We start from the raw sequence: 26,274 nt of genomic DNA, 5'->3' as shown, positions 1-26,274 counted from the left end.
CCGTCGAATCGGCGGATCGTGTCGTTGCAGATCCCCACGGCTTGAACCCGTCACAGGAACTACGACGGTGCGACCCCAACAACTTCGCATGGAGCTACACCTGCTCGACAGGGGACGCATTCACGCCGATCTGAACTTCGCGCTCGACGCCGAGGTGGCGGCCATTCAAAGTGACCAATCACCGGAACTACAGTACGGCGAGTTCGCCGTCTGGAACCTGTTGATCGACCATCCCGAGGCGACGGTCCTCTGGGATACAGGCTCACATCCCGACGCCGGCGACGGACACTGGCCGGCCCCGCTGTTCGAGGCGTTCGCCCACGTGGACGCCCGGGAGCGCGACCTCGAGACGGCGCTTTCGGAAGCGGGATACGGCGTCGGCGACGTCGATTGCGTCGTCCAGTCACACCTCCACCTCGATCACGCCGGCGGGCTCCATCGGTTCGAAGGAACCGACGTTCCAGTGTACGTCCACCGTCGCGAACTCGAACACGCCTATCTCAGCGCAAACACTGACGCTGGCGGAGACGCGTATCTCGCGGCCGACTTCGACCGCGACCTGAACTGGCAGGTCGTCCACGGCGAGCGTCAACTGCTTCCGGGAATCGACCTCCTCGATCTCCCGGGTCACACGCCCGGGTTGCTGGGTGCGGAGATCGACCGCGAGCAGGGGACGTTGTTGATCGCGGGCGACGAGGCGTTCCTCGCGGAGAACTACGAGGAGGGACGCTCGATGGGATCGAGCCTGGTGTACGACTCCCGCGCGTGGGCCCGGAGCCGCCGGAAACTAAAAGAGCGCGAGCGGCACACCGACGCGACCGTCCTGTACGGCCACGATCTCGACCAGTTCGAGCGGTTGAAAGGACAGCTGTAGCGGTCGGTCGGCTACGTCGCTCCAGCACGTCCCGGCTGGAGGTCGAGCACCCGTTCTGCGGCGTCGGCGACTGACTCCCGGTGGCGTGCGGGACAGTAAACGCCGAGCCGCCAGTTCGCCTGCTGTGCGCTGCGCAGCCCGGTCACGAGTTCGCTTGCGTCCTCGAGACGCTGTGGCGTCCCATCGACGACGACCGTGGCGTTCGACTCCTTCAGCGTCGGACGGGACGGGATGTCGACGATGACCTCTCCGGGATCGATCCCCGCCTGGTCGGCGATTTCCCGTGCAGCGGCGCGTTCACCGACCCGATCGACGTCGGCAGTGCCGGCGGGAACCCGGGAGCGTTCGGCCCAGACGGCACGTTTGAACAGCTCTCGACGTTCGAGCCGGCGGGCGAGATCGGGCGCACCCTCGCGGAGCCGGACCAGGAGGTCGTGATCCGCCATTCGGCGGAACGTTTCGACGTCTACGTCCGCCGCGGATCCCTCCTCGGCGTCCAGCAGTCGCTCGCTCGCCCGTTCCAGCATCGCGCCGGCGATCCGTGAGACGTGGTGGCGGTAGACGATCGCGTTCATCAGTCCCCGCGCGAGCAGGAGGCTCTCTGCGGTCGGGACGTTGCCTTCCGCGAGGACGAGTCGACCGTCTCGAAGCGTGAGTTCTCGAACGAGTCTCCCGTGATCGATCGTCCCATACGGGACCCCGGTGTGGTGGGCGTCCCGGACCAGGTAATCCATCCGGTCGGCGTCGAGTTCCCCCGAGACGAGATCGCCGAGTGGGCCATCTCCCCGGACGAGTCCGGCGATCCGTTCGGGTTCCAGCCCGTGCTTTTCCAGCACCTGCGTCACCTCCCGGTCGGCGTCGGTGACGAGCCACTCGACGTCGTCGTGGTCCTTCCCGGTGTGGCGCCGTATCAGCTCCTCGGTCTGGTGGCCGTAGGGACCGTGACCGATGTCGTGCAACAACGCCGCAGCCCGAGCGTGGCGGGCCCGATCCTCGTCGACGTCGAGCGTCTCGAGCGAGCGGGACGTGAGGTGGTACACGCCCAAGGAGTGTTCGAACCGCGTGTGGTTGGCCGACGGATACACAAGCCGGACCGTCGAGAGCTGTTTTATGTGACGGAGACGCTGAAAGACGGGCGTGTCGATCAACTCCGCCGCGACCGGATCCAGGGGAATGTAGTCGTGGACGCTGTCCTTGACCGGGGTCATCGTCCGCCGATGCGCGGGGGATCGGTTTGGGCTTTCTGATCGCCAACGACTCGGCAAACCTGATGTTGTACTCGGCGGTGGCGAGCCGACACAGGTTTATCACTGATCGGAACACACCGAACGGCGTGGAAGGGGATCCAGCATCCGACGACGGAGTGGCGGCGTTCGCGGCGTCACTCGAAGGATCGATCGAGGCGCCGTACGTCACCGAGACTCACGAGTCGATCCCGTCGACGAACGAGCGTGCTCGGAGGCTCGCAGCACAGGGGCATTCCGACGTCGCCGTGATCGCCGACGAACAAACACACGGTCGGGGAAGACGCGACAGGGGATGGACGGGGCCGCCCGGCGGGATCTACGCGTCGATTCTACTGTGCCCCGATCGATCCCCGGGTGACGCGCCCCTTTTTACGCTGGCGGCTGCCGTGGCGGCAGTCTCCGCCTGCGAGGCTGTCGGCGTCGACGCCGGGATCAAGTGGCCCAACGACGTGATCGTCGAGGTCGACGCCGGCGGTGACGGGAAAAAAGACAACGAAATCACGGGTCGTGGCGGCCGGAAACTCGCGGGGATACTGACCGAAACGGAAACCGAAGACGATCAGCTCTCGTGGCTCGTCGTCGGGATCGGAATCAACGCGAACGTCGATCCCGAAACGCTTCCGTCAGGGGCTACCAGTCTCAGCGGAGAACGGGGGACAGACATCGACCGTCGCGTGGCGATCCGAGAGCTCCTGGACCGGTTTTACGAACTCGCGAACGATCCCGACGCCGTGCTTCCGGCCTGGCGAGAACGGGCGATCACGCTGGGTCGACGCGTTCGCGTCGAAACGGCCGACGGCACAGTCGAGGGGAAAGCCGTCGACGTCACACCTCCGGGAGCGCTCGTCGTCGAAACGTCGACGGGGCCCCGAACGATACACGCCGGGGAGTGTTCTCATCTCCGTCGAGTTGCCACGGAAACGGACTCGAAAGCGGAAACGATCGAAACCGACGATCAGGAAGACTGATCGGCTTCGACGTCGGACGGCCGACTCTCGGCCGGCTGGCTTTCGACTACAGCGTCGTCTTCTGGGGGAGCGACGCTGACTGTCAACACCGGAAGCGCGGAGGCGCGAACGACCTTCTCGGCGACGGAGCCGAGCAACAGGCGATCGATCCCGCCGCGTCCGTGGGTACCCATCACGATGAGGTCACAACCACGTTCCTCGGCTTCGCGGACGATACATCGGCTCGGCGTCCCCTCGACGATCGACGTTTCGACCGGGATCGAGCGAGCCTGGGCCCGCTCGCGAACCGTCTCGACGGCTGCCTCGGCGTCAGAGCGGAGCAGTTCGTCGACCCCCTCCCAGGCGGTTTCCATCGGGAGGCCCGCATAGCTCGCGGTGTTTACGACGTAAAGCGCGTGAACTGTCGCTCCGTGGGCCTCGGCGAGATCGAGCGCGTGTTCGACGGCGCGCTCCACCTCCGTCGAACCGTCCGTCGGAATCAGGATACAGCTGTACATCCGGGTAAACTCGTCTCAACCTTCGGGTCGAACGACTTAATCTTTCCTCCCGGAACGGATTGCCGGTTCTTGAGGGGACCCGTTGTGACAGACCACACCGGTTCGGACCCGTTGGGCGGCAGGAGAGACCGACCGCAGTGACGCCGACTCGCTCACAGGTCGACCGTAGTGCCGACGTCGGCGTCGACTGCACGATCGTAGACGAACGCGGCCGCGGCTGCATCGAGAACCGCGGTGCCGACCGAGCCCAGTACGATGATCTCCTCGTCGTCGGCTCTCCCAGACTCTCCGAGGAGAACCGCCGAAAACGGCGTTAGATCCGCAGGTTCGTGTTGCGGAAAGTCGCCCGTTTCCGCAACCTCGGCGGGCACGTCGGCGAACAGCCGACCCGCGCGCTCGATCGTGCGGTCGTCGAGCTCGCGCATCGATCTTTCGTAGGCACCGACTGCGACGACCAGCGTTCCGGGAGAAAGCGACCCGCCGTCGAAGACCGGCCGGGTCGCGGTCGTCGCCGTGACGACGACGTCGGCGGCGCCGACTGCCTCCTCGGCCGAATCGACCGCTCGGGCGGGGATGCCCTGGTCCCGCAGATCGGCAGCACACACCTCCCGAGAGTCGCTGGGCGAGTAGACGAACACGTTCTCGATCTCTCTCGTGGCCGCGACCGCACGTACCTGCCAGCGGGCCTGTGCGCCCGCGCCGATCACGCCCACCGCGATCGGACCGTCGACGGCCAGTTCCCGTGCGGCGAGCCCGCCGATACAGCCAGTTCGCGCGTTCGTGATCCGGGTCCCCGCCATGTAACCGACCGGAAGGCCGGTGTCGGCGGCAACGAGGGCGATCGTGGCGTTTACAGTCGGATACCCACGCTCGACGTTCCCCTGGTGGACGTTCGCGAGTTTGACGACGAAGTACGGCGAGGCGTGAATGTACGCCGGCATCACGAGCCCCGTCCCGAGCGGTTCCTCGATCGACTGCGGGTCCATCGCGGTGCGACGGTCGCCGCCGAGTCCCGCCCCGATCGGGACGTGTGGACGTTCGGGACGTTCGACCTCCCCGGCTGCCTCCTTTCGAAACGCCGTTTCGATTTCGGGAACCAACGCCGAAAGGTCCAGTACCGTGCTCACATCGTCGTCGGAGAGTACGCGCATGGGAAAAAGCAACAACCCGCCAGGACAAGGAGTTTGCGTCCGCTGTGTCCTGTCCGGTCGACATCGCCGCCGTCGCAACGGTTTTGCGTGCCGGCACGAACGCTTGTGTATGACTGCCGTGGTTGTCGGGTGCGGGATCGTCGGGGCGGCATGTGCATACGAACTCGCCTCCAGGGGCGTCGACGTCGACGTGTACGAGTCGGGATCGATCGGCAGAGGGAGCACCGCCCGATCGGCGGGGGGTGTCCGGACGCAGTTCTCGACGCGGGTGAACGTGGAGCTCTCGCGGGCGTCGCTTCCGGTGTGGGAGTCGTTCGAGGAGGAGTTCGGCGTCGACATCGGCTTTCGACAGGTCGGCTATCTGTTCTTGGCCCGCGAGGAGGAGACGGTATCGACCTTCCGGGAAAACGTCGAAATGCAGCAGGAGCTGGGGATTCCAGTGGAGTTTCTCGAACCCGAGCAGCTCCGGGATCGGTATCCAGAGCTCCACGCCGGAGCCTTCCAGGGTGGTACCTACGCCGGCTGTGACGGGTTCGGGGATCCGTACCTCGCGTTGCAGGGGTACGCCGCCGCCGCTCGCGAGGCGGGGGCGACGATCCACACCCACACGCCGGTGACGGACGTGATCCGGGACGGAACCGGCGAAGACGCGTCTGTCTCGGGCGTAGTCGCCGACGGAACGCAGGTCGACGCCGACGTCGTGGTGAACGCGGCGGGTCCCTGGGCGGGTGAAGTAGCAGCGATGGCCGACGTGACCCTGCCGGTCTCGCCGCGGCGGCGGCAGGCACTCGTGGTGGATCCAACGACGCCCGTCCCCGAGGACGCCCCGCTTTCGATCGATCTCGACGTCGGCGTCTACTACCGCCCCGAACGGGAGGGAACCGCGATCGTCGGCGGCGAGTTCGGGGGCGAGGACCCGGAACAAGATCCCGACAGCTACGACGAGAAAACGGACCTCGAGTGGGCCGCGACGGCGATCGAACGGGCCGCCGACGTCGCGTCGTATTTCGGTCCCGAAACCCGGATCAGGCGCGGCTGGGCCGGCCTGTACGCTGTCACCCCGGACCACCACCCGATCCTCGAGGAAACCGTCCCTGGATTTATAAGTGCCGCGGGGTATTCGGGTCACGGATTCCAGCACGCCCCGGCGACCGGCACGGTCGTCGCCGAACTCTACACGGACGGCGAGGCGTCGACGATCGACGTCTCCGGGCTGTCGAGCGACCGGTTCGAATCCGGACAGACCCACGTCGAGCGGAACGTTGCCTGACGGAACGCGAAGAAACACCCCCCTCACCGCGGCAAAACGTCGGGGTTGCCGGAGTAGTAGATGTATCGGGAACCGATGCTGACGAGGTCCGAATCCGCCGCCAGAGCGCGACGTTTTGCAGCGTCGAGATACGCCTCCGTGATCGAGACGATCCGTTCGTACGCTTGCGCGTCCGACTCGGCGAGCAAATACTCCGCGGTTACGGGAGTCAGTTGGTCGTCAGCGAGATCCCGTCGATAATCGTCGACGTCGTCGAGCCAGATCTGTGCGCCGATGATCGACAGCACGATCGACAGCTCGAAGGCTGGATCGACGTCAATCCCGGCGGCACGGTACATGTCGATCATCCCGTCGTAGATCACGCCGACACGGCCGTACTGCGTTTTGAAGTAGGGCAGATCGCCCGGTATCTCCGAGAGCAGTTCGGGCGACTCCTCGAAGCCTGCGTGTTTGTACTCCTCGCGGATCGAGTCGAGCGCCTCCTCGTCGCCCGATTTGGCGTCCACGAAAAGCTGTCGAAAGTGGGGGTCCCTGTCCTGGTGTGCTTCCGAGAACGCGACCGCGCGGTCGTACGCATTCCGGACCTCCTCGTCGAACGACTCGAACCGGGTATCGACGTCGGTCTGGAGCGTCGCCTGGACCACCTCCGCGAGCCGGCGGCGATCCTCGTCACCGTCGAGCGGGAAGTTGACTCGGAAATCCTCGTACTCGCCGTCGTTCAGGGCGTCCCGAACGTCGCCGTCGAGCAGCGCGACGACCACGAGTTCCGTGACCGCTTTTGCGGTTTCGACGGTGTCGTCGCCACGTTCGTCCCGGTCGGCGTACACGTGCGCGAGCGTCAGTTCGACCGGCATCGTGAGTTTTGTGCCGTATTCGAACTCGACCTCGTCGGGCTGGCGATCGAACTCCGTCGCGATGGCGCACTCGACGTCGTCGAACGCCTCGTCGACGATCGCGTCGACCCGATCTTCGGCCCGGCGATGGGCACGAATGGACCCGATTGCGGGTCGGCCCGTGTCGGCGTAGTGATCCAGTGCCGCCCGCAACGAGGTCGGAACGTGGCCGCTCCCGGCGAACCGTCCGGCGATCCGACGGACGAGCGGTTCGCCGGAGTCGCCATTCCCCTCGTCGGGATCGGTCGTTCCGTGCGTCTCCATACCCAGGAGAATCCGAGGCAACTACTCAAACTTACTGTTATCCGTCGACGGCTAATTCACGCTGGGTGACGACATCTCCCCCGTCCGGCGAATATCGGAGGATACATGTGTACTCATGGCGGAGTACTCCCGAATCCACTCCGTTCGTCAGGTGAACGGCCCCCGTCTGCAGTTTCGAACGACGACAGCGAACGGACGTCGCGCACGCGTCATGTTTGGACTCCAAGAACTCCTCCCGTCCTGGGAACTGAAGCTGCTCGCCACCGCAATAGTGCCGGTGGTGGGGATCGCGTTCGCGTATCTGGTTCGCAGGGTACGACGCCGAGCTGTCCGCCGTCTCAACCCGGTCGGCGTCGACCTGGTGAGTTCGGCGGTGGTCGTCGGGATCGTGATCGTCACGGCGCTTGCCATGGCGGACATCTGGGGACAGACCGAGACGCTGCTCGATCAGTTCGGCGTGCTCCGGCTCGACGAACGTGCCCCGCAGCTAGTCGTCACGATCATCGTTCTGATCGCGATCCAGGTGTTCGTCGGGATCGGCGGGCGGCTGCTCGAGGACCTCGGTGACGAAAGCGACGCCTTGACCCGCCACCAGCGCGAGGTGAGCCTCCGGGTGACCCAGGTCACGCTGTGGGGCGGTGGAATCATCGTCATCCTCGGCGTCTGGAACGTCGACATCGCCGGGCTGCTCGTCGGCGCCGGGTTCCTGGGGATCGTGATCGGCCTCGCGGCACGAAAGACCATCGGGTCCATGCTCGCCGGCTTCGTGCTCATGTTCTCCCGCCCGTTCGAGGTCGGCGACTGGGTCGCCGTCGACGGCGACGAGGGGATCGTCACGGACATCACGATGATGAGCACCCGCATCCAGGCATTCGACGGCGAATACGTCGTCGTCCCGAACGACGTCGTCGGCAACGAGATCGTCGCCAACCGCTCCCGGAACGGCCGGCTCCGGACGGCCGTCGAGGTCGGGGTCGACTACGACGTAGACCTAGAGCACGCACGGGAGGTCACACAGTCGGTTGCAACCGATCTCGCCGCAGAGGAGGGGTTCCCGGGCTCGTCGCCGGAGGTCGTGATCGATCGGTTCGGTGACTCGGCGGTCGTGTTGGTCGTTCGGCTCTGGGTCGAAGACCCCACGCCCAGGGAGCTGACCAGGGCCCGCGGCGAACTGATCGCCGCGATCAGTAACCGGTTCTCCGAGGAGGGTATCGAGATTCCGTACCCACAGCGGGAACTGAGCCACAGAGAGCGCCGCGAGGATCCCGACGAGAGCAGCCCGTCGACCGATGAGCCCCTCGAGAAAGCGTAGGCCGGCGTCGAGTTCCGGTTACCTGATCACCGTCACCGGAACCGGCGAGGTTCGCACGACGCGTTCCGCGACGCTACCGAGCAACAGCCGGGAGACGCCACTTCGGCCGTGGCTCCCGACGACGATGTGATCGGCCCCTTCCTCCTCTGCAACGGCGACGATCCGTTCGGCCGGCGAGCCGAGTTCGACGCGGCTGTCCACCTCGAATCCGTCGGGAATCGTTTCTGCAGCCTCCGAGAGATATCGGTGTCCACGCTCGTTTGCGTCCTCGTACCAGTCTTCCGCGCCCGACGGAAATCCGCCGACGCTCCCGCCGCTTGCCGCCTCGCCGGGGTTGAGCACGTGAACGAGCGTCAGCTTCAGGTCGTCGAACTCGTCGACGACGAACTGGACTGCGGCTCGCGATTTCGCGGACTCGTCGACCCCGATCACGACGTGTTCTACCATAGTAGAACGTTCGCCGGCCTCCTACAAAAACGGGTGGGGCTATCGGGCCCTCCGGCAACGCAGCGTGCCGATCGACAGCAGTACGAGAGCGGCCTGTCACTCCCCGTGGCGGGTCAGACACGTCGACAGTCCGATGAGTTCGACGGGATCCGAGTTGTCCGGCGAGTACACGACCATCTGTCCTTTCTCCATGTAGGGTACCTTCTGTTGGAGGTTCGCGGGAATGTTCACGCTCTGGATCGCGTCCTCGTCTCCGAGATTGAGCACCACCTTCGTGTTCACCTGTTTGAACACCGGTTCGGCGACGTCCTGGGGATCCTGTGTGATGAGAAACAGCCCGAGCCGCTCCTTTCGGCCCTGCTTTGCCGCCTCGGTGAACTTCTGGACCACCTTTCGGGCCTGGACGTTGTCGGCCTCCGAGAGGAAGTTGTGAGCCTCGTCCATCCCGAGGATCATCGGCGTTCGCTTGATTCGCTCGCTGTTCGGGCTGTTCGAGAGCTTGTCGTCGACGAGCATCGTCGAGACAGCGAGCACGACGAGTTCCTTCGCCCGGCTCGAGGAGAGGTGATACGTCGGGACGACCGACAACCCCCCGGGCCGGACGAGTTCGTGATCGAGTTCGGTTATCGCCGCCGCGTCGCCGTCGAACACACCCGACGGAACGCCGTGAACCCGACGCTTTACGGCATCGAACGTCGCCTCGTGAACCCGACCGGACTCGTCGAGCTCCTCTTTCACAGCGGGGTCGTCCAGGAAGGTACAGAACTCCCGATAGGTTCCTTCGCCGCCGGTCTGTCGGAAGAACCGCGAGAGTAGATGGGTGAGCGCCCCGTACTGGTTGTCGTTGAGCGACGCACCCGCGACCAGCCACGGCATGTCGTACTCGTCGACGATCGAAAACGGGACCGTAAACCGGAGCTGCTCGGCCCGGTGAGAGCCGCCGCCATACTCGACGCCCGCCTCGGTCGGGATCAACGCGACCGTGTCGTCGTACCCGCCGTAGGCGACGCCCTCCCTGTCGAGTCGCCGCCGGAACGCGTCGTCCATCTCGGGGTTGTCGTCGTGCATCTGGGCGTACTCGTCTTGCGGGTCGAACTGCACCAGCGCCGGAGCCACCCGCCGACCGTCGTCCATGGGGTACCGCCTGTCTTCGGCGAGATACTGCCGGAGGACGTTCTTCGAGGCGTGCGTTTTTCCGGAACCGGTGCCGCCGGCGACGAGGGTGTGACGAAACACCAGCGGATCGCCATCGGCGTAGTCGTCGGCGATCCGGTAATCGACCGTCGGCGGCTCCGCGGCGGTCCGGATCTTCTCGCCACCGACGGAGAGATGACCCAGGAAGACGCCCTCCTCGGGGATGTTGAGTCCGGTTTTGATGTCGGTCGCGTCGGTCGCTTCCCGGACGACAGCACCCGGTTTCGGAACCCGGTCCGTCATGCGTCGCTTCAGTTCCGTCCGGTCGGCGTCCGATCCGTCGGCATCCGCCGAACTGTCGTCCTCGAAGAGCACGGCGACCGGTTCAAGCGTCGCGGTGAACTTGTAATCGCGTTCTTCGAACTCGTTGCGGCGCATCTGCCGTCTGGCGTGGATTTCGGTCGCGTCGTCCGACTGGAACTCCTGGGCGTACTCCAGGGCCGTGATGCGACAGAACAGGCGCTCGTCGTCCGGATACGGCACCAGGAGGTACGTCCCGATCCGGACGGACTCGCGGTTGCCCGTCGTGATGAACGCACGCAGCGTGGTGTCGTCGCCCTCCTCGGCGACCCGGAGCCCCTGAGAAACGGATATCGTCCCCAGGCCGGCGTCCTCGCCGACCGGCTCCATCGCGTATCGCTGAAAGCTGCTTGCAGTCGACTCCGGTTCCTCCTCGAGTGTCTCGGCCGGAGCGTCCGGCCCGCCGGAGGTATCCCCACTGGAGTCGTCTCCATCGGATCCGCCGCCGTCGTCCGTCGAGAAATCGCTGAAATCCTCCAGCCCCATGATACTGGGGCCGGGAGCCGTCGACTTATGTACTGCGGTGCAGGGCCTAAAACCTCGCGTTCAGCGCGGGGATACAGCGCCCGTCTTCGTTTACAGGCTGTCGAGGAGAATGCCCCGGGGCTTGACCCCGAGGCGATTCACAATGTCGGTTCCGCCGGAGGAAGCACGACGGGCGGACTGGTACTTAAACCACTGTCATATTCAACCGAATCCCGAAATAAACAGAGCCTAATCCACGAACATAATGGACGACAGTGCTTCGGGAGAAACGCCCCACGTACCGAAAACGAGCGACTGTGACGGCGGGAACGGTGCCGACTGTGATGGTCGTGGCGGCTGTAAAACACAGCGCCGGAAAGTCCTTGCTGCCATCTCCGGCGCTGCGGCCGTCGGGACGGCCGGCTGCGTCGGGCTGTTCGAGGAACCCGAACATCTCCAGGAGCCCGAAGACCCGGCGGACGGCGAGGACGACGGCGAGGAGGACGACGGCGAGGAGGGCGACACCGGCGACGACGGTGAAGGTTACGACATCGAGTTCACCAACGAGGGCGAGACGATTCCGGTAGGCGAAGACGAGGAGCTGCTGTACGCCGGCCTGGATCAGGGCTGGGATCTCCCCTACCAGTGTGAGGTCGGCGTCTGCGGTCAGTGTACCGCGAAGGTCGACGGCGACGGGCACGAACTCGTCGAGATGACGTCCAACGACTACCTCGACGACGAGGAGATCGAGGAGGGCTACGTCCTCACCTGTACCGGCCAGCCCCGCGAGGAGTTCGCCATCGAGACGGGCGTCCACCCCGACGACGAGGACGACACCGAAGAGGAAGACGCTGTCGACGACGGAGAGCAGTACGACATCGAGTTCGTGAAGGAAGGCGAGACGATCCCGGTGAGCGAAGACGAGGAGCTGCTGTACGCCGGCCTGGATCAGGGCTGGGATCTTCCCTACCAGTGTGAAGTCGGCGTCTGTGGGCAGTGTACCGCGAAGGTCGACGGCGACGGGCACGAACTCGTCGAGATGACCGACAATCAGGTTCTCGACGACGACGAGATCGAGGAGGGCTACGTCCTCACCTGTACCGGCCAACCCCGCGAGGAGTTCGCCGTCGAGACGGACGAACATCCCTGATAGGGGTACGTCGCTCCGGCCGGTATAAGGGAGCGTCAATCGTCCAGTTACTGCTGCTCCAACCACACCACAACTTCGATTGCCACCTGATTTCTCGCCGCCTCGTTGTCGATCTTCGCCGTCCCGTCACCGCGCTGTGAACCATAGGCGCCGAACTGGGCGTGATTCATCCCGTCGATCTCGACGATCCGGGCCTCCGCCGGAAACAGCTCCCGGTTCCGGCGTTCGGCCTCCCGATCGAGAACCTCGTCTTCGGTTGCCAACACCGAAAGTGCCCGGAGGTCCGCGTCGGAACCGTCGCGATCGCAGTAGGACGCAAACAGGACGATCCCCTCGACCTCGTCCGGCTCCCCGACGGCGTACCGACAGGCCGCCACACCCCCCAGCGAGTGTCCGGCGACGTACCAGTCCCGGATCTCCGGCGCGGCGTCGCGGGCGGTCCCCGCGCGGTCGACGTCGAGGATCGCCAGGTTGTACGGCATCTTCGGGATCACGACTGCGACGTCGTCCCTGACGGCGATCTCTGCGGCGGTCGGGACGTAACTCTCCGGAGTAACCAATCCGCCCGGATACAGCACGATCCCCGTCGTGTCGTTTGAAACGGTTCCGGAGTGAACCAGGTGGCCGCCGACAGTGTGGGTTACGATCACGTTCGGATCGTCCTGGACTGCCGACAGCGCCGCCCGGTCCGGACCCTGACCGAGTTCGAGGTACAGCCCCCCGCCGGCGATCGCGAGAACGACCACCCCTCCGACGAGCGCGATCGCAATGCTCCGGCGTGTCCACGTCACGCGATCAAGTTCGCGGGGCGACAGCTTACCGTTTGTGGCGCCACCGAGTGCGACGCGTCCGCCACCGAGATCGGTGGTTTAACTGGCGGGCCGAACCACCTGCAGGTATGCGATCCCGTCGGTTCCGACTCCCGCTTTTCCCGCGATGGGTTCGGCTGGCGCTCGTGGGTGCCGTAATGGGAACGATTCTCTACTTCTCCATCATTCCGATGCCGGGCGGCGACGCCTTCAGAACCGGTCCCTTCGGGATCCTCCCGTTCAGCAAGTGGATGCATCTCCTGGCGTACGGCGGGCTCGCGCTGGTGCTCGCGTACGCGCTCCACGACTCCCCCCGGCCCGACTGGCAGATCCTGTCGATCGTATTCCTGATCGCAGTCGGCTACGGGATCGGGATCGAACTCGTCCAGGCGACTGTTCCCGAGCGAACGTACAGCCCGCTGGACATGGTCACCAACGCCGTCGGTGCAGCCGTCGCGGTCGGCCTGTGGCGTGCGGTCGTCCAGTACGTGCGGTTTTATCGGATCCGGAAGCTCGCGGAGCTGAAACCGCCAGTGCAGTAGCAACCGTTCTACGAGCGAAAGGGCCAACACCGTCCCGCCTGTTGGATCGATCGATGATCCGACAGGCTGTCGTTCCCGCGGCGGGGGACGGGACGCGACTTCGTCCGCTCACTCGCGAGCGCCCGAAAGGGCTGCTCGCGGTCGACGGTACGCCGATCTTGACCCGGTGTTTCGACCAGTTGCTCTCGGCCGGGATAACAGAGGCCGTCGTCGTCGTCGGCTACCGGGCCAGCGACATCGTCGCCCAGTACGGCGACAGCTATCGGGACCTCGATCTCCAGTACGTCCACCAGCGGGACCGTCTCGGACTCGGCCACGCGGTGTCGCTTTCGGAACCGTTCGTGGACGGGGAGTTTTTGCTGGTAAACGGCGACAACGTGTTCGATCCGGAGTTCGATTTCGAGGAGCTGCTCGACCGCCACGCCGAAAGCGACGCCGCAGTGACAGCGCTCGCGGAACGTCTGTCACCAGACGTCGCCAGGGAGACCGGGGTGTTCGTACCGGTGGCTCCCCCGGACGTCGACGGTACCGTCCGCGTCGAGGGCGTCGTCGAGAAGCCGGAGGAGCCACCGTCGACGCTCGCCAGCGCGGGCTGTTACGTGCTCCCCGCGGAGATCTTTTCGGCGCTGTCGCTGCTCCGGCCGAGCGATCACGGCGAGTACGAACTGTCCGACGCAATCGACGTGCTCTGTGCGGCCGGCGCACGCGTGGAGGCGGTCGAACTCGCGGAGTTCGGCGGCTGGCGACAGAACGTCAACCGTCCGGCGGATCTCGATCGGGCGACCGAACGGGTCCGGGACCGATAGCCTGCTGGACCTCAGTCGGGCGAACGCAGGACGCCGTCAGTTCGTCTGGTCGCGCTCACTCACGACGATGTCGGTGTCGGCGGCGACGTGGACGGTCGCGTCGGTGGCCTCGGCGACGACTTCTCTCGCTTCGTCGGCGCGAGCTGCGGCGTCCGGATACAGGTGCGTCAAATACAGTCGCTCGATGTCGGGAGCCGCGCGTTCGAGCGCCTCGGCGAGCGCCTCCGGTGTCGGGTGATTGTCCGGCTCACCACCCGGCGGTCGAGCGCAGTCGTGGACGAGCACGTCGACCCCGTCGAAGAACCCGAGCAGATTCGCACTCGCCTCCGTGTCGCCGCTGAAGCCGAACCGGTCCTCGAACCGATACCCCACCCCCGGGCGGGAGTGAACCGTCGGCACAACGGAGACATCGATACCCTCCGTCCCCGGAACGTCGATTTCGCGCCGATCCCTCGGCTCCGCTCCGATCTCGAAGCAGGACACGTCGATCCTGTCCGACTGCCCGTCGAGCTCGAACAGCGGAGCGACGTCGGCGGCGGTCCCCGGGGGACCGATAATCGGCGTCGTCGACCCATCGATCATCCATCGTGCTTTCGCGAGGCCAGGGAGATCCGAGACGTGATCGAGATGGGTGTGGGAAAGCAGGACAGCGTCGATTTCGGTGGGATCACGGCCGATCCCCGCGAGGCGGTGGAGGACGCCGCTCCCGCAGTCGACCAGCAGCGTTGACCCGCCCATGTCGACGAGCAGGCCGGTCTGGACGCGATCGCCGGTCGCGAGCGCGGCCCCGGTCCCGAGAACCGTCACTCGCACGCCGATCACCCGGCCTGTTCCCGGTCCTCGCCCGCATCCGCGGTCTCGGTCCGTTTCGACAGGTGCGTCGACTCCTGCGATCCCGACTCGGGCGGCTCCGGCGGTTCGAACGCCGCCGCCAGCAGCCGAACGGGACGCGTCTCTTGCAGTTCACTCCAGGACCGCTCGTCGCGAGTCGCTAGCGCGCCGACGAGCAACAGCCCCACGAGGCCGACTCCGGCCACCGTCGATGACTCAGCCGTGAGCAGCGTCACGATCAACCCGACTGCCGCGAGGATCGCGACGAACGCCCCTCCGATCCGGAGGGGTGCTGCCGTGGTGCGTTCGATCCCGATCTTCACCCCGGAGACGGATCGGGAACTGTCAGCCCACTCGGCACCACGTTCCAGGAGGAGATCGAGCAACCGGATGAACGGCCCGACCGTGTAGGTCTCCCGGAGGTCGATCACGATGACCTCCGGTTCCGGTTCTGCGGTGAGCCACCGATAGAGCCACGAACCTTTGACGATGTCGGCGACCCGTTCGCCCGAGCTCGACGCGCGCCGACCGATGCCGACGACCGCAGACCGATCGGCCGTCCTCGAAAGCCACGAACGGACGCCGCGAAACCAGTCGGTCAGACTTTCGGACCGCTCGTCGCCGGCGGGAGTTCCGTGATCAGTCATTCTCGGGTTCGTCTACGACGTGACACTGTCCCCGGCCAGTAAAGCGCTTTCCCTCCCGACCGGGAGCGTGCCGACGGCTATATGGGTCCGGCGGTCGCTCGTCGGAAACGAGCATGCGACCGTACCCAAAGACGCCGGACATCCACGACGTCGACGGGCTGTTCGAGGGGGGACACCTGTGGATCCGGGAGTGGATCGACGGCGCCCCGCTTCGGTTCCAGCTGCGACACTCCGGCGTCGTCAGGTTCGGGGACGGCAAACGGATTTTCGAGGACGACGACGTGCCGGGCGCGTATCGACACGCAGTGAGACACGTCCGGGAACGTCTCGACAGGGGGGCGCTGTCTGCGGCCGTCGACGACGTAGAGCGCGTGGTCCTGTTCGGCGTCGCGACCCACCGTCAGACCATCGAGTACGACTTCGATAGGCTGCCGTCCGTGCTGGGCGTCGAGGTGTGGTCGGCCGACGAGGGGCTCCTCCCGCCAGATGCCGCCGAACGAGTTTTCGAGCGCCTGGGGCTGGAGCCGGTCAACGCCGTCCGCAAGGAGCTCCCCCCGCGTGATTTCGATCCGTCACCCGACGGGATCCCGGACTCGAACTGGTACGACGGCCACGCAGCCGGGATCGAGATCCGGAACACCAGCGGTCCCCGGGGGAAGCTTCTCCATCCGGAGTTCGACAGCACGTCGGACTCGCCACCGGTGCCGATCACCGCACCCACTGGAGAGTTCGCCCGGGAGTACGCGACCGACACGAGACTCGACTGGATCGTGGGGCGGCTCGAAGCTCAGGGGACACCGGTGACAGTCGATTCCCTGTACGAACGACTGCTCGAGGACGCACTCAGGCGACATCACCGCCGGCTCCATCATCCCGAGTCGACAGTCGACCGTCGGGCCTTCCGGTCGGAGCTCGCCTCGATCGTCGGCGAGTATCTCGGCGAGTAGTCCTCCCAGAGGCTGTCGACCGTACAGAAGTTCAAAAGAACCCGGCGACGCCGACTGCCTCGGCGAGCGTGACCCCCGCCGCGAGGGACCCCAGCAGGTAGCCGCCGATGGCGCCGCCGTTCAAAAGCGGGAGGCCGGCGTGGGCCCGGCCGCGCATCACCCACCGGAGCAACACGAGCAGACCCAGGATCGTTCCAACCATCGCGCCGATCGCGGGAAGGTTCACCGCGATAATCGGGACCTCGTAGTTCGGGGCCGGGGAGAAGAACGCAGCGCTTGCGACCATGATCGCGGGCATCACCGCGTCGCCGAGCCCGATAAAGAACGCGTCCCGCTGTGGAGACTCGTCTTTCATCCCGTCGCTTCCCTCCGAATCCGACCCGTCGTCGCCGTTGCCTTCCGGGCCGGCGAAGTCGTCCTCCAGAAGCGAGTAGGAAAGCGAGAGCGGAACGACGAGGATCACCGGGATCCGAAGCTCCATGACCCCCTCCGCGAGCGAGAGCATGTGCTCGGTCCCGTAGACGCTGATCGCGTCGTACACCGCCAGCGCACTCAAAAGGAGGATACACGGGAGGAGTCCGAAACTGATCCCGAACAGCCCCGCTGCGCCGGCCCCCATCACGATTCCGGTAACGTCGATGACGTACCACTCCGGATGATACAGCAGTCCGAGAACGACCAGCACCGCCGGGATCAGCGCGAAGACTGGTGGGACCAGCACGCTGAAGACGTACCACGCGAGCATCCCGCCAGCGAACAGGACGAACCCGCGGACGACGCGGTCGAGGTTGTACTTGAACGCCGCGAGCATGAGGGCGGTCGCGACGAGGATGACGCCGAGATACAGGATACTGATAGCGGGGTCGTCGGGGTTTTCCACCGCCTGATAGCCGCTCTCGAAAAAGCCCGGAACGAGCGCCAGCGCACCGAGCTGGACGAGGAAGAAGATCGAGACGGCAAAGCCGACGGCAGGATACTCGCGGGGAACCATATTCTATCGCTCGGTGTCGAGACGTTTGTGGGTTTCCGTTCGCGTCCGTCGGAATCACGGATCACCGGACGTACAGCTTCTCGCCGACGAGATCGACCAGATCGGTCCGGTCGTCGGTCGCAACCGCGGCGTACGGTGCTGAAACCGGGCCGAACACGTCGACGACCCGCCCGACTCGGGAGAGCGACTCGTCGACGACCTCCGCACCGACCTCGGGCGGCTCGTCCGCGTCACACTGGATCACGGCCAGCCCCTGTGCAGTCCGTGAAACCGTGCCGAGCCGGCGCATCACTCCTCCCGAAGCAGGTTCAGGTACGCGGCCGTCGCCTGCACCAGATCGTTCTTCGAGGCGTCGGTCGCACCCTGGACCAGGACGCGACCCCGGGTACGGTACTCCCGGGAGTAGGCCTTGTCGCGTTCGATCACCGCGTCGTATCCGATCTGCTGTACCGCAGTGGCGATCTCGTCGACCGCCGGTTCCTCGAGGGCCTGTTCGACCGGGACGCGCCGTCCCTCGGATCGGGACAGCGCCGCGTCGAAGTACGCGGGCCACAGCACGTTCTCGACCATACGGACACGCCGACGGCCGGGCGTAATACCGTTTCGACTCGGGAGATCACTCCCGACCACCGCCGGTGGAGTCGTCACTCGCGCGCCAGGATGGGTCGTCACGCCTATACGCACGCCCCAGTAAAGACGAGTGAGCGATGAGTGACCGTCCCCAAGACGCAGACGGCAACACACTCGAGAGTGACGACGAACTCGACGGCGACGAATCCGAATGGCGGTTCGAGGTCGACGACGTCGGTCCCGACGGTGTCAAACGCGAAGGACGGTCGATCGAACCGGAGGGAATACACCTCGAGCACGCGCTGTTCGTCGTTCTCGGCGTCTTGATGGGGATCGGCGCGATCCTGGCGACGATCCTGTGATCACTCTTCGGTGTAGCCTTCCTGCCGCAGTATGACGACCATCGAAAGTCCGGACACCACAACCAGAATCAACGCCGGGATCGCGGCGTATCCGTGGAGGCCAGCCGACTCCGCCGCCCAGATCCGGGTCACCAGCGTTTCGAATCCAGTCGGACGCAACAGAAGCGTCGCCGGAAGCTCCTTCATGGTGGTGAGGAACACGAGCGCTGCGCCGGCGACGACCCCCGGCGCGATCAGCGGCAGCGTCACCTCCCGGAACGTGGCCGTCGACGACCGCCCGAGTGACCGAGACGCCTCGACCAGCTTCGGATCGACCTGCAGCATCGAGGTCCGGGTCGAACCCACGGACTGGGGGATGAACCGGACGACGTACGCGAACACTAAGATCGGGATCGACTGGTAGAGGAGCCCGCCGTAGTTCGCCCCGAAGAACACTAAGGCGAGTCCGATGACGATGCCGGGAACCGCGTAGCCGACGTAGGTCGCCCGTTCGAAGAGGAACCCGAGCCGCGAGTCGTACTGTGTCGCCAGATACGCAACCGGCAGCGCCGCGAGCCCCGCCACGACTGCCGCTGCAAGCGACACGGAAACGGAGTTGACGACGTATTCGAGCTGGAACTGGAAGCTCGCGGGAACGTCCGCCTGAGACGTCGCGAGCCACTGCAGGAACACGCCGACCGGGAGAACGATCGTGAAAAAGACGATCGCGGCACAGGCGGCCATGCCCACCCACTTCCATCGGCCCAGCGAGATCCGATGGGTTCCAGCGCGGGCGGTGTCACCGTGCATCGTCTCGTCGCCTCGGATCCGGGATTCGAGTGCGAGAATGAACACCGTCAACACCACGAGCTGCAGCGAGAGGAACGCCGCGTAATCGCCGCCGCCGAGCGACCGGTGTTCCAGGTAGATCTGCCGGGTGAACACCTCTGCCTGGAGAAACGCCGGCGTTCCGAAGTCGGAGACGGCGTACAGCGCGACCAGCAGCGCGCCGGCGACAACCGCGGGGCGGACGTGTGGAAACGTCACCCGTTTGAACGTCTCCCAGCGACCGTGGTTCAACATCCGTGCGGCCTCGACGAGCGACGTGTCGAACGTCTTCAGCGCTGCCCTAGTAGTCAGATACACGTACGGATACGTGTACAGCGTGATGATGAGGATCGCGCCGTGGAGACCGTAGATGGAGGGAACCGCCTCGACCCCGAACGGTTCGAGCAGGCTCTGGAGCTGTCCCCGCGGACTGAAAACCGCGATGAACGCGAACGCGCCGAGATAGCTGGGAACGGCAAGCGGAAGCGCGACGGCGATCGTCCAGAACCGCCGGAACGGGAGGTCGGTCCGAACGGTGAGATACGCCAACGGGACGCCGATTAACACCGACAGCCCTGTCACAACACCCATCAGGAGGAGACTGTTGAAAGCGATCTCGACCGTGCGGGCCCGAAAGACGATTCCCGCTGCACGGTCGAGGTTTACGCTGGCCGCGCGGAGCAGGATCCAGGAGACCGGAAGCAACATTGCGGCCGCGATCGCGCCACTGAGAAACGTAAGGCCCACCTGTCTGGCGTCAGGGCCGCCGTCCGTGGCTCCGGTCGTTCCGGATTCCGTTTCCGTTACACCCATGAGGTTATCTGTGGTTACTTCCGGACGTTTTTAGGGGTTCCTAACCGTGGTGACACTCTCTGGCGGGAGGCAAACGCCAATAGTCGACACCACGAAACGAGTCACCGCATCCCCACGTCCCGGAGCAGGTCGACCGCCGGCTCGATGTCCGCCAGTTCGTTGAGGTCGAACTCCGGCGGGTTGAGATCCTCGAGAGTCGGAAGGTCACCGACGTAGTCCACGCCGTCGATCACCGCGTACTCCTTGTTCGTGTCCACGAAGAACTCCTGCCCCTGGCGTCCCAGCAGATGCCGGATGAAGTCCTGGCCGAGCTCCCGTTCGTCGCTCGAATCGAGCACGGCTGCTCCCGAGACGTTGAACAGCGATCCGACGTCCCCCTCGGTGAAGGTGATACTCACTGGCGCGTCCGGCTGATCCGCGATCAACCGCCCGACGTAGTAGTGGTTCACGAGGCCGATCGACACCTCGCCGTCGGCCAGCGCGTTTGGTGTCGTGGAGCCCCCCTCGTAATTATTGACGTCGGCCGCGAGCATGTCCTCGAGGAACTGTCGGGTCCTGTCGTCCCCGTTCTCGACCATCATCGCCCGAACGAAGCCGAGGAACGAGCCCGAATCGACCCGCCACCCCATCTCGCCGTGGAACCGGTCCGCTTCTGGATACGCAAACAGATCCGTCGGCAGATCCCCAGCGTCCCATGTGTCCGTGTTGTACGCGATACACCGCGTCCGACCCGAGACGCCCGTCCAGGTCCCCTCCGGGTCCCGCCAGCTCCCGGGGACCGTCTCCAGGATGTCGTCGGTGAGATCGACAGTCCGGCCGAGCGCTTTGAGTGCTCCGAGCGTCCCGGAATCCTGTGTGTAGAGGACGTCCGCGGGGCTGTTTTCTCCCTCCTCGTCGATTGCACGGAGATGGGTTTCGTTGTCCTCGTACCGGACGTTGATCGTGAGATCGTCGTAATAGGACTCAATTTCCGTCAGCACGGGTCCGATCTGTGCCTCGCGCCGACCGGAGTAGACGGTGAGTTCCCCGTGGAGGTCGGGCAGCTCTTCCCAGTCAGTTCCTTCAGGAGAGACGCCCGGCCCGTCGTAGTTTCGTTCGTAGGTCGCCTCCCCGTCTCCCCCGAGACAGCCGGCCAGGCCGATTCCGACCGCCGTCGCCCCCGCCGCGAGGAACTGCCGTCGACTCCCCCAGCCCGCAATCCTGGAGGAGAGATTCGATCGCCGTTCGTCGACGATATCGTCGGTTTCGGCGTCGGTACAGCCACTTTCACCAGCTTCACGCTGTCGCATACGTAGTTTTAGGCCGGCCTAAAACTAAAAGAGTTCCGCTCGTTCCCACGCGAGGGAAATCGTTTAGGTTTCCCTAAAAAGGCGTTGGCGGTTCTCATTCGTAGAGAACGATCCGCCCCGGAGACCCCTCACTCGACCCGTTCGGCGACGCCGACGAGGCTACTTCCAGCAGTGACAGTCGGCTCCCGGGTGACCGAATACAGGATTCCTTCCCGATCGGCCTTCACCGCTTGGAGTTCCTCGTATGTCGTCGGATGGTACAGTGTCCCCAGTCGGTCGCCCGGGGACACTTCCCGACCCAGCGTCGCCACGTCGGCGGGGCGGAACAGCCCCGAGTCCGTCGCCCGGATCCGCCCGAGATGGTTTCGTGCGACGGTGCCGTCCCACGGCTGCGGCTCCCCGGTGAGGATCCCGACCTCCCTGAGCACCTCGAGGATGCCGTCGACGCCGGCCTCGATTGCGGGTTCGACCAGTTGTCTGTTGTGGGCCAGTTCCGGCGTGATCGTCGGGATCCCCTCCCGGGTGGCGGCGACCCGGAACTTGCCCGCGAACGACCGCTGGTCCCACTCCGTGTCGGCGTCGTCGCCGGCCGGCTCCGCAAGCAGGAGGTCCGTTCCGAACGCCTCAGCGAGCCGCCGACACGACGGTTCCCCCTCGTAATACACCGTGTGGATCAGCGTGTCCGGGCTACCCGTATGAAGGTCGACGGCGTAGTCGGCCCGGCCGGCGTACTCCCACAGGCGATCGGCCATCCGTTCGTGAACGGTACCCTCCGGGTCGCCCGGCCACACACGGTTCATGTTGGAGTTGACCGGATCGATGGGTTCGGGCGTGACGTACGCGACCCGGTCGAAAGTGAGCGGATCCGCGATCGGGACGGCGACGACAGTCCCGTCGAGGTCTGCCTCGAGAAGCGTTCCGTGGAGCCGGCGCAGAACCTCGGTGCCGTTCACCTCGCGGCCGTGCTGGGCTGCCTGGACGTAGACGACGGGTTCGCCGTCGCCGTACGTGTGGATTGTCGTCGAAAGCGGCACGCCGGAGGGAAGCCGGGCGAGCGTCAGCGTCTCGGCGGTGTGCATATCTGCCGGTCGTCCCGACGGCTTTTGTACCCAGTGAACTTCGGTGGGGTCCGAACCGACGCGCCGTCGACCACGCTAGGAGGGTTCCGAGACGACCTCGAACGCGTCGAGGACCCGCTTTACCTGGGCTCCGTCCTCCAGAAACACGATCGTCCGAGGCGGATGGACCGCCTTCGGACGCACTCGCAGGCCCCGCTCGCGAGCCGTGCGGGCGACAGCGTCCGGGTTGACCCGGAACTCCACGTACGCACGGTCCGGCTGCACGGACACCTCAGCGACGGTTCGGCCGTCGGTCCGTTCGACGGCGTAGCCGAACGCACCGTCGACGGACGGCTCGACGTCGACCTCGGCGTCGACGACGGCCAGCTTACGGATCGGGCCTGTTCCCCCGGTGAGTTCCGAGGCGAGAAGCTCTGCGATCCGCGGGCCGTCGGAGAGCCGGTCGTCGACCATCAGCGCTCCTCCCCCACGAGGTCGCTTCGCGCGCGCTCGGCGATGCCGTCGAGTTGGATCCCGTGCTCGCGCGCAACGAGTATCGCAGCCGCCTCGTTCGCCACGCCGAGCCGTCGCTGTCGGTCGTTGATGGCGGCGACGGCGTCCCGTTTTTCGACTCCCGCGTCGACCAGGGACTCGAGCACCCGTTCGAACGTGGACTGCTCTCTGAGGATCGACTCGTCGGGGACGAACCCCTCCGGCACCTCGACGTCGGCTGGATCGAACCGGGCACGAAGCGCCCCTTCCTCCTCCGCGAGCAGACCGCGCCCCTGAGCGATATCGACGAGCCGCTTGGCCTGATCGGGCGAAAACCAGTCGCGATCCAGCGAGAGGGCGACGACGAACTCCCCTTCCCCCAGCCGATCGGTTCCCTCCTGACGGAACGGGACCGCGACTGCGATTTCGAGACTCATTGAACGATGGACCGATGTACGTGCAGGGTTATGATTGATACGGATCGACCGCGAGCGACGCGGGTATTGGGGCCTGAAAGTACGGAGTATGAATGCGGACGCCCCGAGATTGCCCGGCGTTCCGACCCGGGTAGTCCCGGTCGTCTTCTCCACCCCGCGACCCGACGAGCGACGGGCGTTCGACGGTGGGCTGCTCGCTTCCGCGCCTGACCCGGTGCCGCCGATGAACCGCGGCGGACCGCCCCTGCGGGCGGGCACCGCGGACCGCTGTCCCCGTCGGACGAGGCTTCCACGTCGACTTCCGGGGCCCGCGTCGGTCTGACCGGACGCCCCCGGATTTCGGCCCCCGCTAAAGACTCTATCACGGGTTTCGAGCGGGGCCTAACCGCCCAGCCTAGTCCATACGGGAGTACACCGGAGTCACATAAGGGCCTTTCGTCTGGCGTCCGACCGATGGGCTGCAGTGACGTCGGTCGGGTGACGGGGCGGTTCCGGCTGTGCTTATAAATAGTCGCCGTTCGAACTACCGAACATGAGTTCGCTCCTGGATCGCGTCGTGATCCCGGTGGCCGGCCCCGAGGACGCGGCCAACACCTACGAGTCGTTCAGGCCGCGGGTCGTCGATCCGGACGGGACCGTCGACACCGACGTAGAAATCTACGTCGTCTACGTCGTCAAGAAAGCAGGCGGCGCGCCCGACATCGCGAGCGTCGAACAGCGAGAGGAGTACGCACGGGACGCGTTCGACCGGTTCGAGATGCTCGCGGGGGCAGACGGACTCGAGATCGAATCGGAGATCCGCTACGGAACCGACGTCGCGGAGGTGATCCTCGAGTACGCCGACGAACTCGACGCTTCCGCGATCGCGTTCACCTCCAGGGGGACCGGAACGTGGCTGAACCTGATAACAGGTGGCGTTCGAAGCTCCCTGCTTTTGAACGCCGACCGGCCGGTCGTGGTGTTGCCCACCGAGATGGAGGACTGATTCTCCCGCGGTGTTGCCGGGAGAGATGATGGCGCGGCCTACCGACGGCTCGCATCCACCGTCACGTCACCCTCGTAGACGACCCCGCGTTCCGCGTCCAGGGTGAGAACCGTCCCGTCCGCGATTCGATCGGGGAGCGGCGCCCCCGACACCATCGGGATCCCCAGTTCCCTGGCGACGACGGCGGGATATCCCGTCATTCCCGGTCGAGCGTCGACGATCCCCGCGAGCTTCCGGACGTCGCCCTCGAACTCGCCGTCGAAATCCGCATCGAGCGCCAACAACGTTCCGTCCTCGACACCGGAGAGGTCGCCGCTTGCGGTCCGAATCACCGGCGCGGCGACCCGGCCGCCGACGATCCGCTTGCCCGTCGCGACGGCCTCGGCGGCGACGTGTACCTTCAGCATGTTCGTTGTGTTCGTTCCCTCCACTTCGGTCATCATTCCGGACAGGACGACGACGGTATCCCCGCTCTCGGCGGCGCCCGCGGACAGGGCTGCCTCGACCGCGTTGTCGAGGATCTCTTCGATCCCCTCGGCGTAGTCGGCGTACTTCGGCTGGACCCCCCACGAGAGCGCGAGTTGACGACGAACCCGGTCGTCGGGAGTGGTCGCCACGACCGGCACCCCGGGACGGAACTTGGCCGTCTTCCGTGCCGTGTATCCCGACTCCGAGACTGCAACGATTGCGGCGGCGCCGATGTCGCGGGCGAGATACCTGGCCGATCTGGAGAGCGCTTCCGTACGCGATTCCCGCTGTGCCGCCGGAACCCGCCTCTCGCGTGTCTCGGCGTACTCGTCGCTGGCTTCGACCTGGCGGACGATCCGGTCCATCGTCTTCACGACGTCGACCGGGTGGTCGCCGACCGCTGTTTCCCCCGACAGCATCACCGCATCGGTGCCGTCCAACACCGCGTTGGCCACGTCCGACGCCTCCGCGCGGGTGGGGCGGGGCGAATGGACCATCGAGTCGAGCATCTCGGTAGCGGTGATCACCGGCACCCCCCGTTCGATCGCGAGCCGGATCGTCCGCTTTTGGATCATCGGGACGTCCTCGAGGGGGCACTCCACACCGAGATCACCCCGGGCAACCATCACGCCGTCGGCGGCGTCGACGATCCTCGCGAGGTTGTCGACGGCGCCAGCCCGTTCGATTTTCGCGACGACCGGGATGTCGGCCCCGCAATCGTCTTCGAGGTAGTCGGAAACGGCGTAGACGTCCTCCGGGTCGCGCACGAACGACGCGGCGACGAAGTCGGCGTCCTTTCTGGCAGCGAGTCGAAGCTCCGCCTCGTCGTCTTCGGTGATCAGTTCGAGATCGAGATCGACGCCGGGCACGTTGACTCCCTTGCGACCACCCAGCTTCCCACCGGAGTCGATGTGCGCGAACACGTCCGACCCGTCGACTCTCTCGACTGTCGCTTCGATCTTTCCGTCGTCGAGCAACACGGTGTCTCCCGCTTTCGCCGCCGTGATCGACACCGACAGCCCGACCTCCTCCGGCGTGGCTGTCTCCCCTTCGAAAAACCGGACGGTCGACCCCGACTCGAGCTGGATCGGTTCCTCGAGCGGCGCCGTCCTGACCTCCGGTCCCTGGAGGTCGACCATGGTCGCCACCGGCTCCGCGGTGGCGTCGTCGACCTCCCGGATCCTGTCGATGACGTCGGCCCGGTGGTCTGTCGTCCCGTGGCTGGCGTTGAGCCGGGCGACCGACATCCCCGCCCGGACGAGCTCCCGGATCGTCCTCCGATCGTCGGAGGCCGGCCCGAGCGTACAGACGATCTTGGCGTTGCGCATGCTGTCCATTGGGACGCCGACGTTAAAATTGGGACGATGGGATTCGAACGCGAGTAAATC

Annotated in this window: 28 protein-coding genes and 1 other RNA gene; 10 read left to right on the top strand and 19 right to left on the bottom strand. The window is 65.6% G+C overall.

Annotation, left to right across the window (positions count from 1 at the left end):
- The first annotated feature begins 88 nt into the window (after positions 1 to 88).
- Positions 89 to 874, top strand: a complete 786-nt coding sequence (locus AArcCO_RS07040) for an N-acyl homoserine lactonase family protein (protein ID WP_259536014.1) — start codon at positions 89 to 91, stop codon at positions 872 to 874.
- Positions 875 to 885: 11 nt separating this feature from the next.
- Here the strand turns inward: AArcCO_RS07040 and AArcCO_RS07035 are convergent, their stop codons facing one another.
- Positions 886 to 2,082 carry an HD domain-containing protein gene (locus AArcCO_RS07035; RefSeq protein WP_259536013.1) on the bottom strand — a complete coding sequence of 399 codons (1,197 nt, stop codon included), beginning with the start codon at positions 2,080 to 2,082 and terminating at the stop codon, positions 886 to 888.
- Between the two features lie 155 nt (positions 2,083 to 2,237).
- On the opposite strand from AArcCO_RS07035, the gene AArcCO_RS07030 reads away from it, so the two are divergent.
- Positions 2,238 to 3,089 carry a biotin--[acetyl-CoA-carboxylase] ligase gene (locus AArcCO_RS07030; protein ID WP_259536399.1) on the top strand — a complete coding sequence of 284 codons (852 nt, stop codon included), beginning with the start codon at positions 2,238 to 2,240 and terminating at the stop codon, positions 3,087 to 3,089.
- Here AArcCO_RS07030 and AArcCO_RS07025 read toward each other — a convergent pair.
- Complete coding sequence (locus tag AArcCO_RS07025; protein WP_259536010.1) at positions 3,077 to 3,586, bottom strand: universal stress protein; 510 nt, start codon at positions 3,584 to 3,586, stop codon at positions 3,077 to 3,079. The two genes, AArcCO_RS07030 and AArcCO_RS07025, sit on opposite strands and share 13 nt — an antisense overlap.
- Positions 3,587 to 3,738: 152 nt before the next feature.
- Positions 3,739 to 4,737, bottom strand: coding sequence for an ornithine cyclodeaminase family protein (locus tag AArcCO_RS07020; protein WP_259536008.1), 999 nt, complete (start codon positions 4,735 to 4,737; stop codon positions 3,739 to 3,741).
- Positions 4,738 to 4,846: 109 nt separating this feature from the next.
- Here AArcCO_RS07020 and AArcCO_RS07015 point away from each other — a divergent pair, with 109 nt between their 5' ends.
- Entirely contained in the window at positions 4,847 to 6,007 is a 1,161-nt protein-coding gene (locus AArcCO_RS07015) for an NAD(P)/FAD-dependent oxidoreductase (protein ID WP_259536006.1), read from the top strand.
- A 23-nt stretch (positions 6,008 to 6,030) separates the two neighbouring features.
- Here AArcCO_RS07015 and AArcCO_RS07010 read toward each other — a convergent pair whose 3' ends face one another.
- Positions 6,031 to 7,164, bottom strand: coding sequence for a hypothetical protein (locus AArcCO_RS07010; RefSeq protein WP_259536004.1), 1,134 nt, complete (start codon positions 7,162 to 7,164; stop codon positions 6,031 to 6,033).
- Between the two features lie 211 nt (positions 7,165 to 7,375).
- On the opposite strand from AArcCO_RS07010, the gene AArcCO_RS07005 reads away from it, so the two are divergent.
- Complete coding sequence (locus tag AArcCO_RS07005) at positions 7,376 to 8,476, top strand: mechanosensitive ion channel family protein (protein ID WP_259536002.1); 1,101 nt, start codon at positions 7,376 to 7,378, stop codon at positions 8,474 to 8,476.
- An 18-nt stretch (positions 8,477 to 8,494) separates the two neighbouring features.
- Here the strand turns inward: AArcCO_RS07005 and AArcCO_RS07000 are convergent, their stop codons facing one another.
- Both AArcCO_RS07000 and AArcCO_RS06995 read right to left on the bottom strand, forming a co-directional pair.
- Entirely contained in the window at positions 8,495 to 8,923 is a 429-nt protein-coding gene (locus tag AArcCO_RS07000) for a universal stress protein (RefSeq protein ID WP_259536000.1), read from the bottom strand.
- Positions 8,924 to 9,019: 96 nt separating this feature from the next.
- Positions 9,020 to 10,903, bottom strand: a complete 1,884-nt coding sequence (locus tag AArcCO_RS06995; protein WP_259535998.1) for an ATP-binding protein — start codon at positions 10,901 to 10,903, stop codon at positions 9,020 to 9,022.
- 244 nt (positions 10,904 to 11,147) lie between these two features.
- On the opposite strand from AArcCO_RS06995, the gene AArcCO_RS15865 reads away from it, so the two are divergent.
- Positions 11,148 to 12,032 (top strand): 2Fe-2S iron-sulfur cluster-binding protein, encoded by an 885-nt coding sequence (locus AArcCO_RS15865; protein ID WP_303650972.1) that lies wholly within the window; start codon positions 11,148 to 11,150, stop codon positions 12,030 to 12,032.
- Between the two features lie 47 nt (positions 12,033 to 12,079).
- On the opposite strand, the gene AArcCO_RS06980 is transcribed toward AArcCO_RS15865, so the two are convergent.
- Positions 12,080 to 12,823, bottom strand: coding sequence for an alpha/beta hydrolase (locus AArcCO_RS06980; RefSeq protein ID WP_259535997.1), 744 nt, complete (start codon positions 12,821 to 12,823; stop codon positions 12,080 to 12,082).
- 107 nt (positions 12,824 to 12,930) lie between these two features.
- Here AArcCO_RS06980 and AArcCO_RS06975 point away from each other — a divergent pair, with 107 nt between their 5' ends.
- Positions 12,931 to 13,383, top strand: coding sequence for a VanZ family protein (locus tag AArcCO_RS06975; RefSeq protein ID WP_259535995.1), 453 nt, complete (start codon positions 12,931 to 12,933; stop codon positions 13,381 to 13,383).
- A gap of 53 nt (positions 13,384 to 13,436) precedes the next feature.
- On the top strand, positions 13,437 to 14,189 hold the full coding sequence (locus tag AArcCO_RS06970) for a nucleotidyltransferase family protein (RefSeq protein ID WP_259535993.1): 753 nt from the start codon (positions 13,437 to 13,439) through the stop codon (positions 14,187 to 14,189).
- A 36-nt stretch (positions 14,190 to 14,225) separates the two neighbouring features.
- On the opposite strand, the gene AArcCO_RS06965 is transcribed toward AArcCO_RS06970, so the two are convergent.
- Together AArcCO_RS06965 and AArcCO_RS06960 are read right to left on the bottom strand one after the other, a co-directional pair.
- Positions 14,226 to 15,011, bottom strand: a complete 786-nt coding sequence (locus tag AArcCO_RS06965) for an MBL fold metallo-hydrolase (RefSeq protein ID WP_259535992.1) — start codon at positions 15,009 to 15,011, stop codon at positions 14,226 to 14,228.
- Positions 15,008 to 15,667, bottom strand: a complete 660-nt coding sequence (locus AArcCO_RS06960) for a hypothetical protein (protein ID WP_259535990.1) — start codon at positions 15,665 to 15,667, stop codon at positions 15,008 to 15,010. The genes AArcCO_RS06965 and AArcCO_RS06960 overlap by 4 nt, the downstream gene beginning before the upstream one ends.
- A gap of 113 nt (positions 15,668 to 15,780) precedes the next feature.
- Between AArcCO_RS06960 and AArcCO_RS06955 the strand changes: the two genes are divergently transcribed.
- Positions 15,781 to 16,614 carry a hypothetical protein gene (locus AArcCO_RS06955; RefSeq protein ID WP_259535988.1) on the top strand — a complete coding sequence of 278 codons (834 nt, stop codon included), beginning with the start codon at positions 15,781 to 15,783 and terminating at the stop codon, positions 16,612 to 16,614.
- A 31-nt stretch (positions 16,615 to 16,645) separates the two neighbouring features.
- On the opposite strand, the gene AArcCO_RS06950 is transcribed toward AArcCO_RS06955, so the two are convergent.
- From AArcCO_RS06950 to srp19, 3 genes are all read right to left on the bottom strand, one after another.
- On the bottom strand, positions 16,646 to 17,605 hold the full coding sequence (locus tag AArcCO_RS06950; protein WP_259535986.1) for a presenilin family intramembrane aspartyl protease PSH: 960 nt from the start codon (positions 17,603 to 17,605) through the stop codon (positions 16,646 to 16,648).
- 61 nt (positions 17,606 to 17,666) lie between these two features.
- Positions 17,667 to 17,894, bottom strand: coding sequence for an H/ACA ribonucleoprotein complex subunit GAR1 (locus AArcCO_RS06945; RefSeq protein WP_259535984.1), 228 nt, complete (start codon positions 17,892 to 17,894; stop codon positions 17,667 to 17,669).
- Positions 17,894 to 18,175, bottom strand: a complete 282-nt coding sequence (gene srp19 / locus AArcCO_RS06940) for a signal recognition particle subunit SRP19 (RefSeq protein WP_259535981.1) — start codon at positions 18,173 to 18,175, stop codon at positions 17,894 to 17,896. Before srp19 ends, AArcCO_RS06945 begins: the two co-directional genes overlap by 1 nt.
- Before the next feature lie 137 nt (positions 18,176 to 18,312).
- Between srp19 and AArcCO_RS06935 the strand changes: the two genes are divergently transcribed.
- Entirely contained in the window at positions 18,313 to 18,537 is a 225-nt protein-coding gene (locus AArcCO_RS06935) for a DUF7312 domain-containing protein (RefSeq protein WP_259535979.1), read from the top strand.
- On the opposite strand, the gene AArcCO_RS06930 is transcribed toward AArcCO_RS06935, so the two are convergent.
- From AArcCO_RS06930 to ffs, 6 genes are all read right to left on the bottom strand, one after another.
- On the bottom strand, positions 18,538 to 20,157 hold the full coding sequence (locus AArcCO_RS06930) for an ABC transporter permease (RefSeq protein WP_259535977.1): 1,620 nt from the start codon (positions 20,155 to 20,157) through the stop codon (positions 18,538 to 18,540).
- Positions 20,158 to 20,258: 101 nt separating this feature from the next.
- The gene (locus AArcCO_RS06925) at positions 20,259 to 21,446 is read right to left on the bottom strand and encodes a substrate-binding domain-containing protein (protein ID WP_259535976.1); all 1,188 of its coding nucleotides are present in this window, start codon (positions 21,444 to 21,446) and stop codon (positions 20,259 to 20,261) included.
- A 128-nt stretch (positions 21,447 to 21,574) separates the two neighbouring features.
- A complete protein-coding gene (locus tag AArcCO_RS06920) occupies positions 21,575 to 22,525 on the bottom strand; it encodes a succinylglutamate desuccinylase/aspartoacylase family protein (RefSeq protein WP_259535974.1) in 951 nt (316 codons plus the stop codon).
- Between the two features lie 75 nt (positions 22,526 to 22,600).
- On the bottom strand, positions 22,601 to 22,978 hold the full coding sequence (locus AArcCO_RS06915) for a DUF7993 family protein (protein WP_259535972.1): 378 nt from the start codon (positions 22,976 to 22,978) through the stop codon (positions 22,601 to 22,603).
- Positions 22,978 to 23,433, bottom strand: coding sequence for a DUF2240 family protein (locus tag AArcCO_RS06910; protein ID WP_259535970.1), 456 nt, complete (start codon positions 23,431 to 23,433; stop codon positions 22,978 to 22,980). Before AArcCO_RS06910 ends, AArcCO_RS06915 begins: the two co-directional genes overlap by 1 nt.
- A 92-nt stretch (positions 23,434 to 23,525) precedes the next feature.
- Positions 23,526 to 23,838, bottom strand: an RNA gene (gene ffs, locus AArcCO_RS06905) — signal recognition particle sRNA.
- 127 nt (positions 23,839 to 23,965) lie between these two features.
- Between ffs and AArcCO_RS06900 the strand changes: the two genes are divergently transcribed.
- Positions 23,966 to 24,418, top strand: coding sequence for a universal stress protein (locus AArcCO_RS06900; RefSeq protein ID WP_259535968.1), 453 nt, complete (start codon positions 23,966 to 23,968; stop codon positions 24,416 to 24,418).
- Between the two features lie 38 nt (positions 24,419 to 24,456).
- On the opposite strand, the gene pyk is transcribed toward AArcCO_RS06900, so the two are convergent.
- Positions 24,457 to 26,214: a pyruvate kinase gene (gene pyk / locus AArcCO_RS06895; protein WP_259535966.1), complete on the bottom strand. Its 1,758-nt coding sequence runs from the start codon at positions 26,212 to 26,214 to the stop codon at positions 24,457 to 24,459.
- Between the last annotated feature and the right edge of the window lie 60 nt (positions 26,215 to 26,274).

It is taken from the genome of Halalkaliarchaeum sp. AArc-CO (assembly GCF_024972735.1).
In the GTDB taxonomy this organism is placed as follows: domain Archaea; phylum Halobacteriota; class Halobacteria; order Halobacteriales; family Haloferacaceae; genus Halalkaliarchaeum.
Note: the sequence above shows the minus strand (reverse complement) of the source record. Positions and strands in the feature narration are given on the sequence as shown.

Coding starts and splice junctions, on each gene's coding strand:
- AArcCO_RS07040 (WP_259536014.1), top strand. CDS start 89: ATGGAGCTACACCTGCTCGACAGGGGACGCATTCACGCCGATCTGAAC.
- AArcCO_RS07035 (WP_259536013.1), bottom strand. CDS start 2,082: ATGACCCCGGTCAAGGACAGCGTCCACGACTACATTCCCCTGGATCCG.
- AArcCO_RS07025 (WP_259536010.1), bottom strand. CDS start 3,586: ATGTACAGCTGTATCCTGATTCCGACGGACGGTTCGACGGAGGTGGAG.
- AArcCO_RS07020 (WP_259536008.1), bottom strand. CDS start 4,737: ATGCGCGTACTCTCCGACGACGATGTGAGCACGGTACTGGACCTTTCG.
- AArcCO_RS07015 (WP_259536006.1), top strand. CDS start 4,847: ATGACTGCCGTGGTTGTCGGGTGCGGGATCGTCGGGGCGGCATGTGCA.
- AArcCO_RS07010 (WP_259536004.1), bottom strand. CDS start 7,164: ATGGAGACGCACGGAACGACCGATCCCGACGAGGGGAATGGCGACTCC.
- AArcCO_RS07005 (WP_259536002.1), top strand. CDS start 7,376: ATGTTTGGACTCCAAGAACTCCTCCCGTCCTGGGAACTGAAGCTGCTC.
- AArcCO_RS07000 (WP_259536000.1), bottom strand. CDS start 8,923: ATGGTAGAACACGTCGTGATCGGGGTCGACGAGTCCGCGAAATCGCGA.
- AArcCO_RS06995 (WP_259535998.1), bottom strand. CDS start 10,903: ATGGGGCTGGAGGATTTCAGCGATTTCTCGACGGACGACGGCGGCGGA.
- AArcCO_RS15865 (WP_303650972.1), top strand. CDS start 11,148: ATGGACGACAGTGCTTCGGGAGAAACGCCCCACGTACCGAAAACGAGC.
- AArcCO_RS06975 (WP_259535995.1), top strand. CDS start 12,931: ATGCGATCCCGTCGGTTCCGACTCCCGCTTTTCCCGCGATGGGTTCGG.
- AArcCO_RS06970 (WP_259535993.1), top strand. CDS start 13,437: ATGATCCGACAGGCTGTCGTTCCCGCGGCGGGGGACGGGACGCGACTT.
- AArcCO_RS06960 (WP_259535990.1), bottom strand. CDS start 15,667: ATGACTGATCACGGAACTCCCGCCGGCGACGAGCGGTCCGAAAGTCTG.
- AArcCO_RS06955 (WP_259535988.1), top strand. CDS start 15,781: ATGCGACCGTACCCAAAGACGCCGGACATCCACGACGTCGACGGGCTG.
- AArcCO_RS06950 (WP_259535986.1), bottom strand. CDS start 17,605: ATGGTTCCCCGCGAGTATCCTGCCGTCGGCTTTGCCGTCTCGATCTTC.
- AArcCO_RS06945 (WP_259535984.1), bottom strand. CDS start 17,894: ATGCGCCGGCTCGGCACGGTTTCACGGACTGCACAGGGGCTGGCCGTG.
- srp19 (WP_259535981.1), bottom strand. CDS start 18,175: ATGGTCGAGAACGTGCTGTGGCCCGCGTACTTCGACGCGGCGCTGTCC.
- AArcCO_RS06935 (WP_259535979.1), top strand. CDS start 18,313: ATGAGTGACCGTCCCCAAGACGCAGACGGCAACACACTCGAGAGTGAC.
- AArcCO_RS06930 (WP_259535977.1), bottom strand. CDS start 20,157: ATGGGTGTAACGGAAACGGAATCCGGAACGACCGGAGCCACGGACGGC.
- AArcCO_RS06925 (WP_259535976.1), bottom strand. CDS start 21,446: ATGCGACAGCGTGAAGCTGGTGAAAGTGGCTGTACCGACGCCGAAACC.
- AArcCO_RS06920 (WP_259535974.1), bottom strand. CDS start 22,525: ATGCACACCGCCGAGACGCTGACGCTCGCCCGGCTTCCCTCCGGCGTG.
- AArcCO_RS06915 (WP_259535972.1), bottom strand. CDS start 22,978: ATGGTCGACGACCGGCTCTCCGACGGCCCGCGGATCGCAGAGCTTCTC.
- AArcCO_RS06910 (WP_259535970.1), bottom strand. CDS start 23,433: ATGAGTCTCGAAATCGCAGTCGCGGTCCCGTTCCGTCAGGAGGGAACC.
- AArcCO_RS06900 (WP_259535968.1), top strand. CDS start 23,966: ATGAGTTCGCTCCTGGATCGCGTCGTGATCCCGGTGGCCGGCCCCGAG.
- pyk (WP_259535966.1), bottom strand. CDS start 26,214: ATGCGCAACGCCAAGATCGTCTGTACGCTCGGGCCGGCCTCCGACGAT.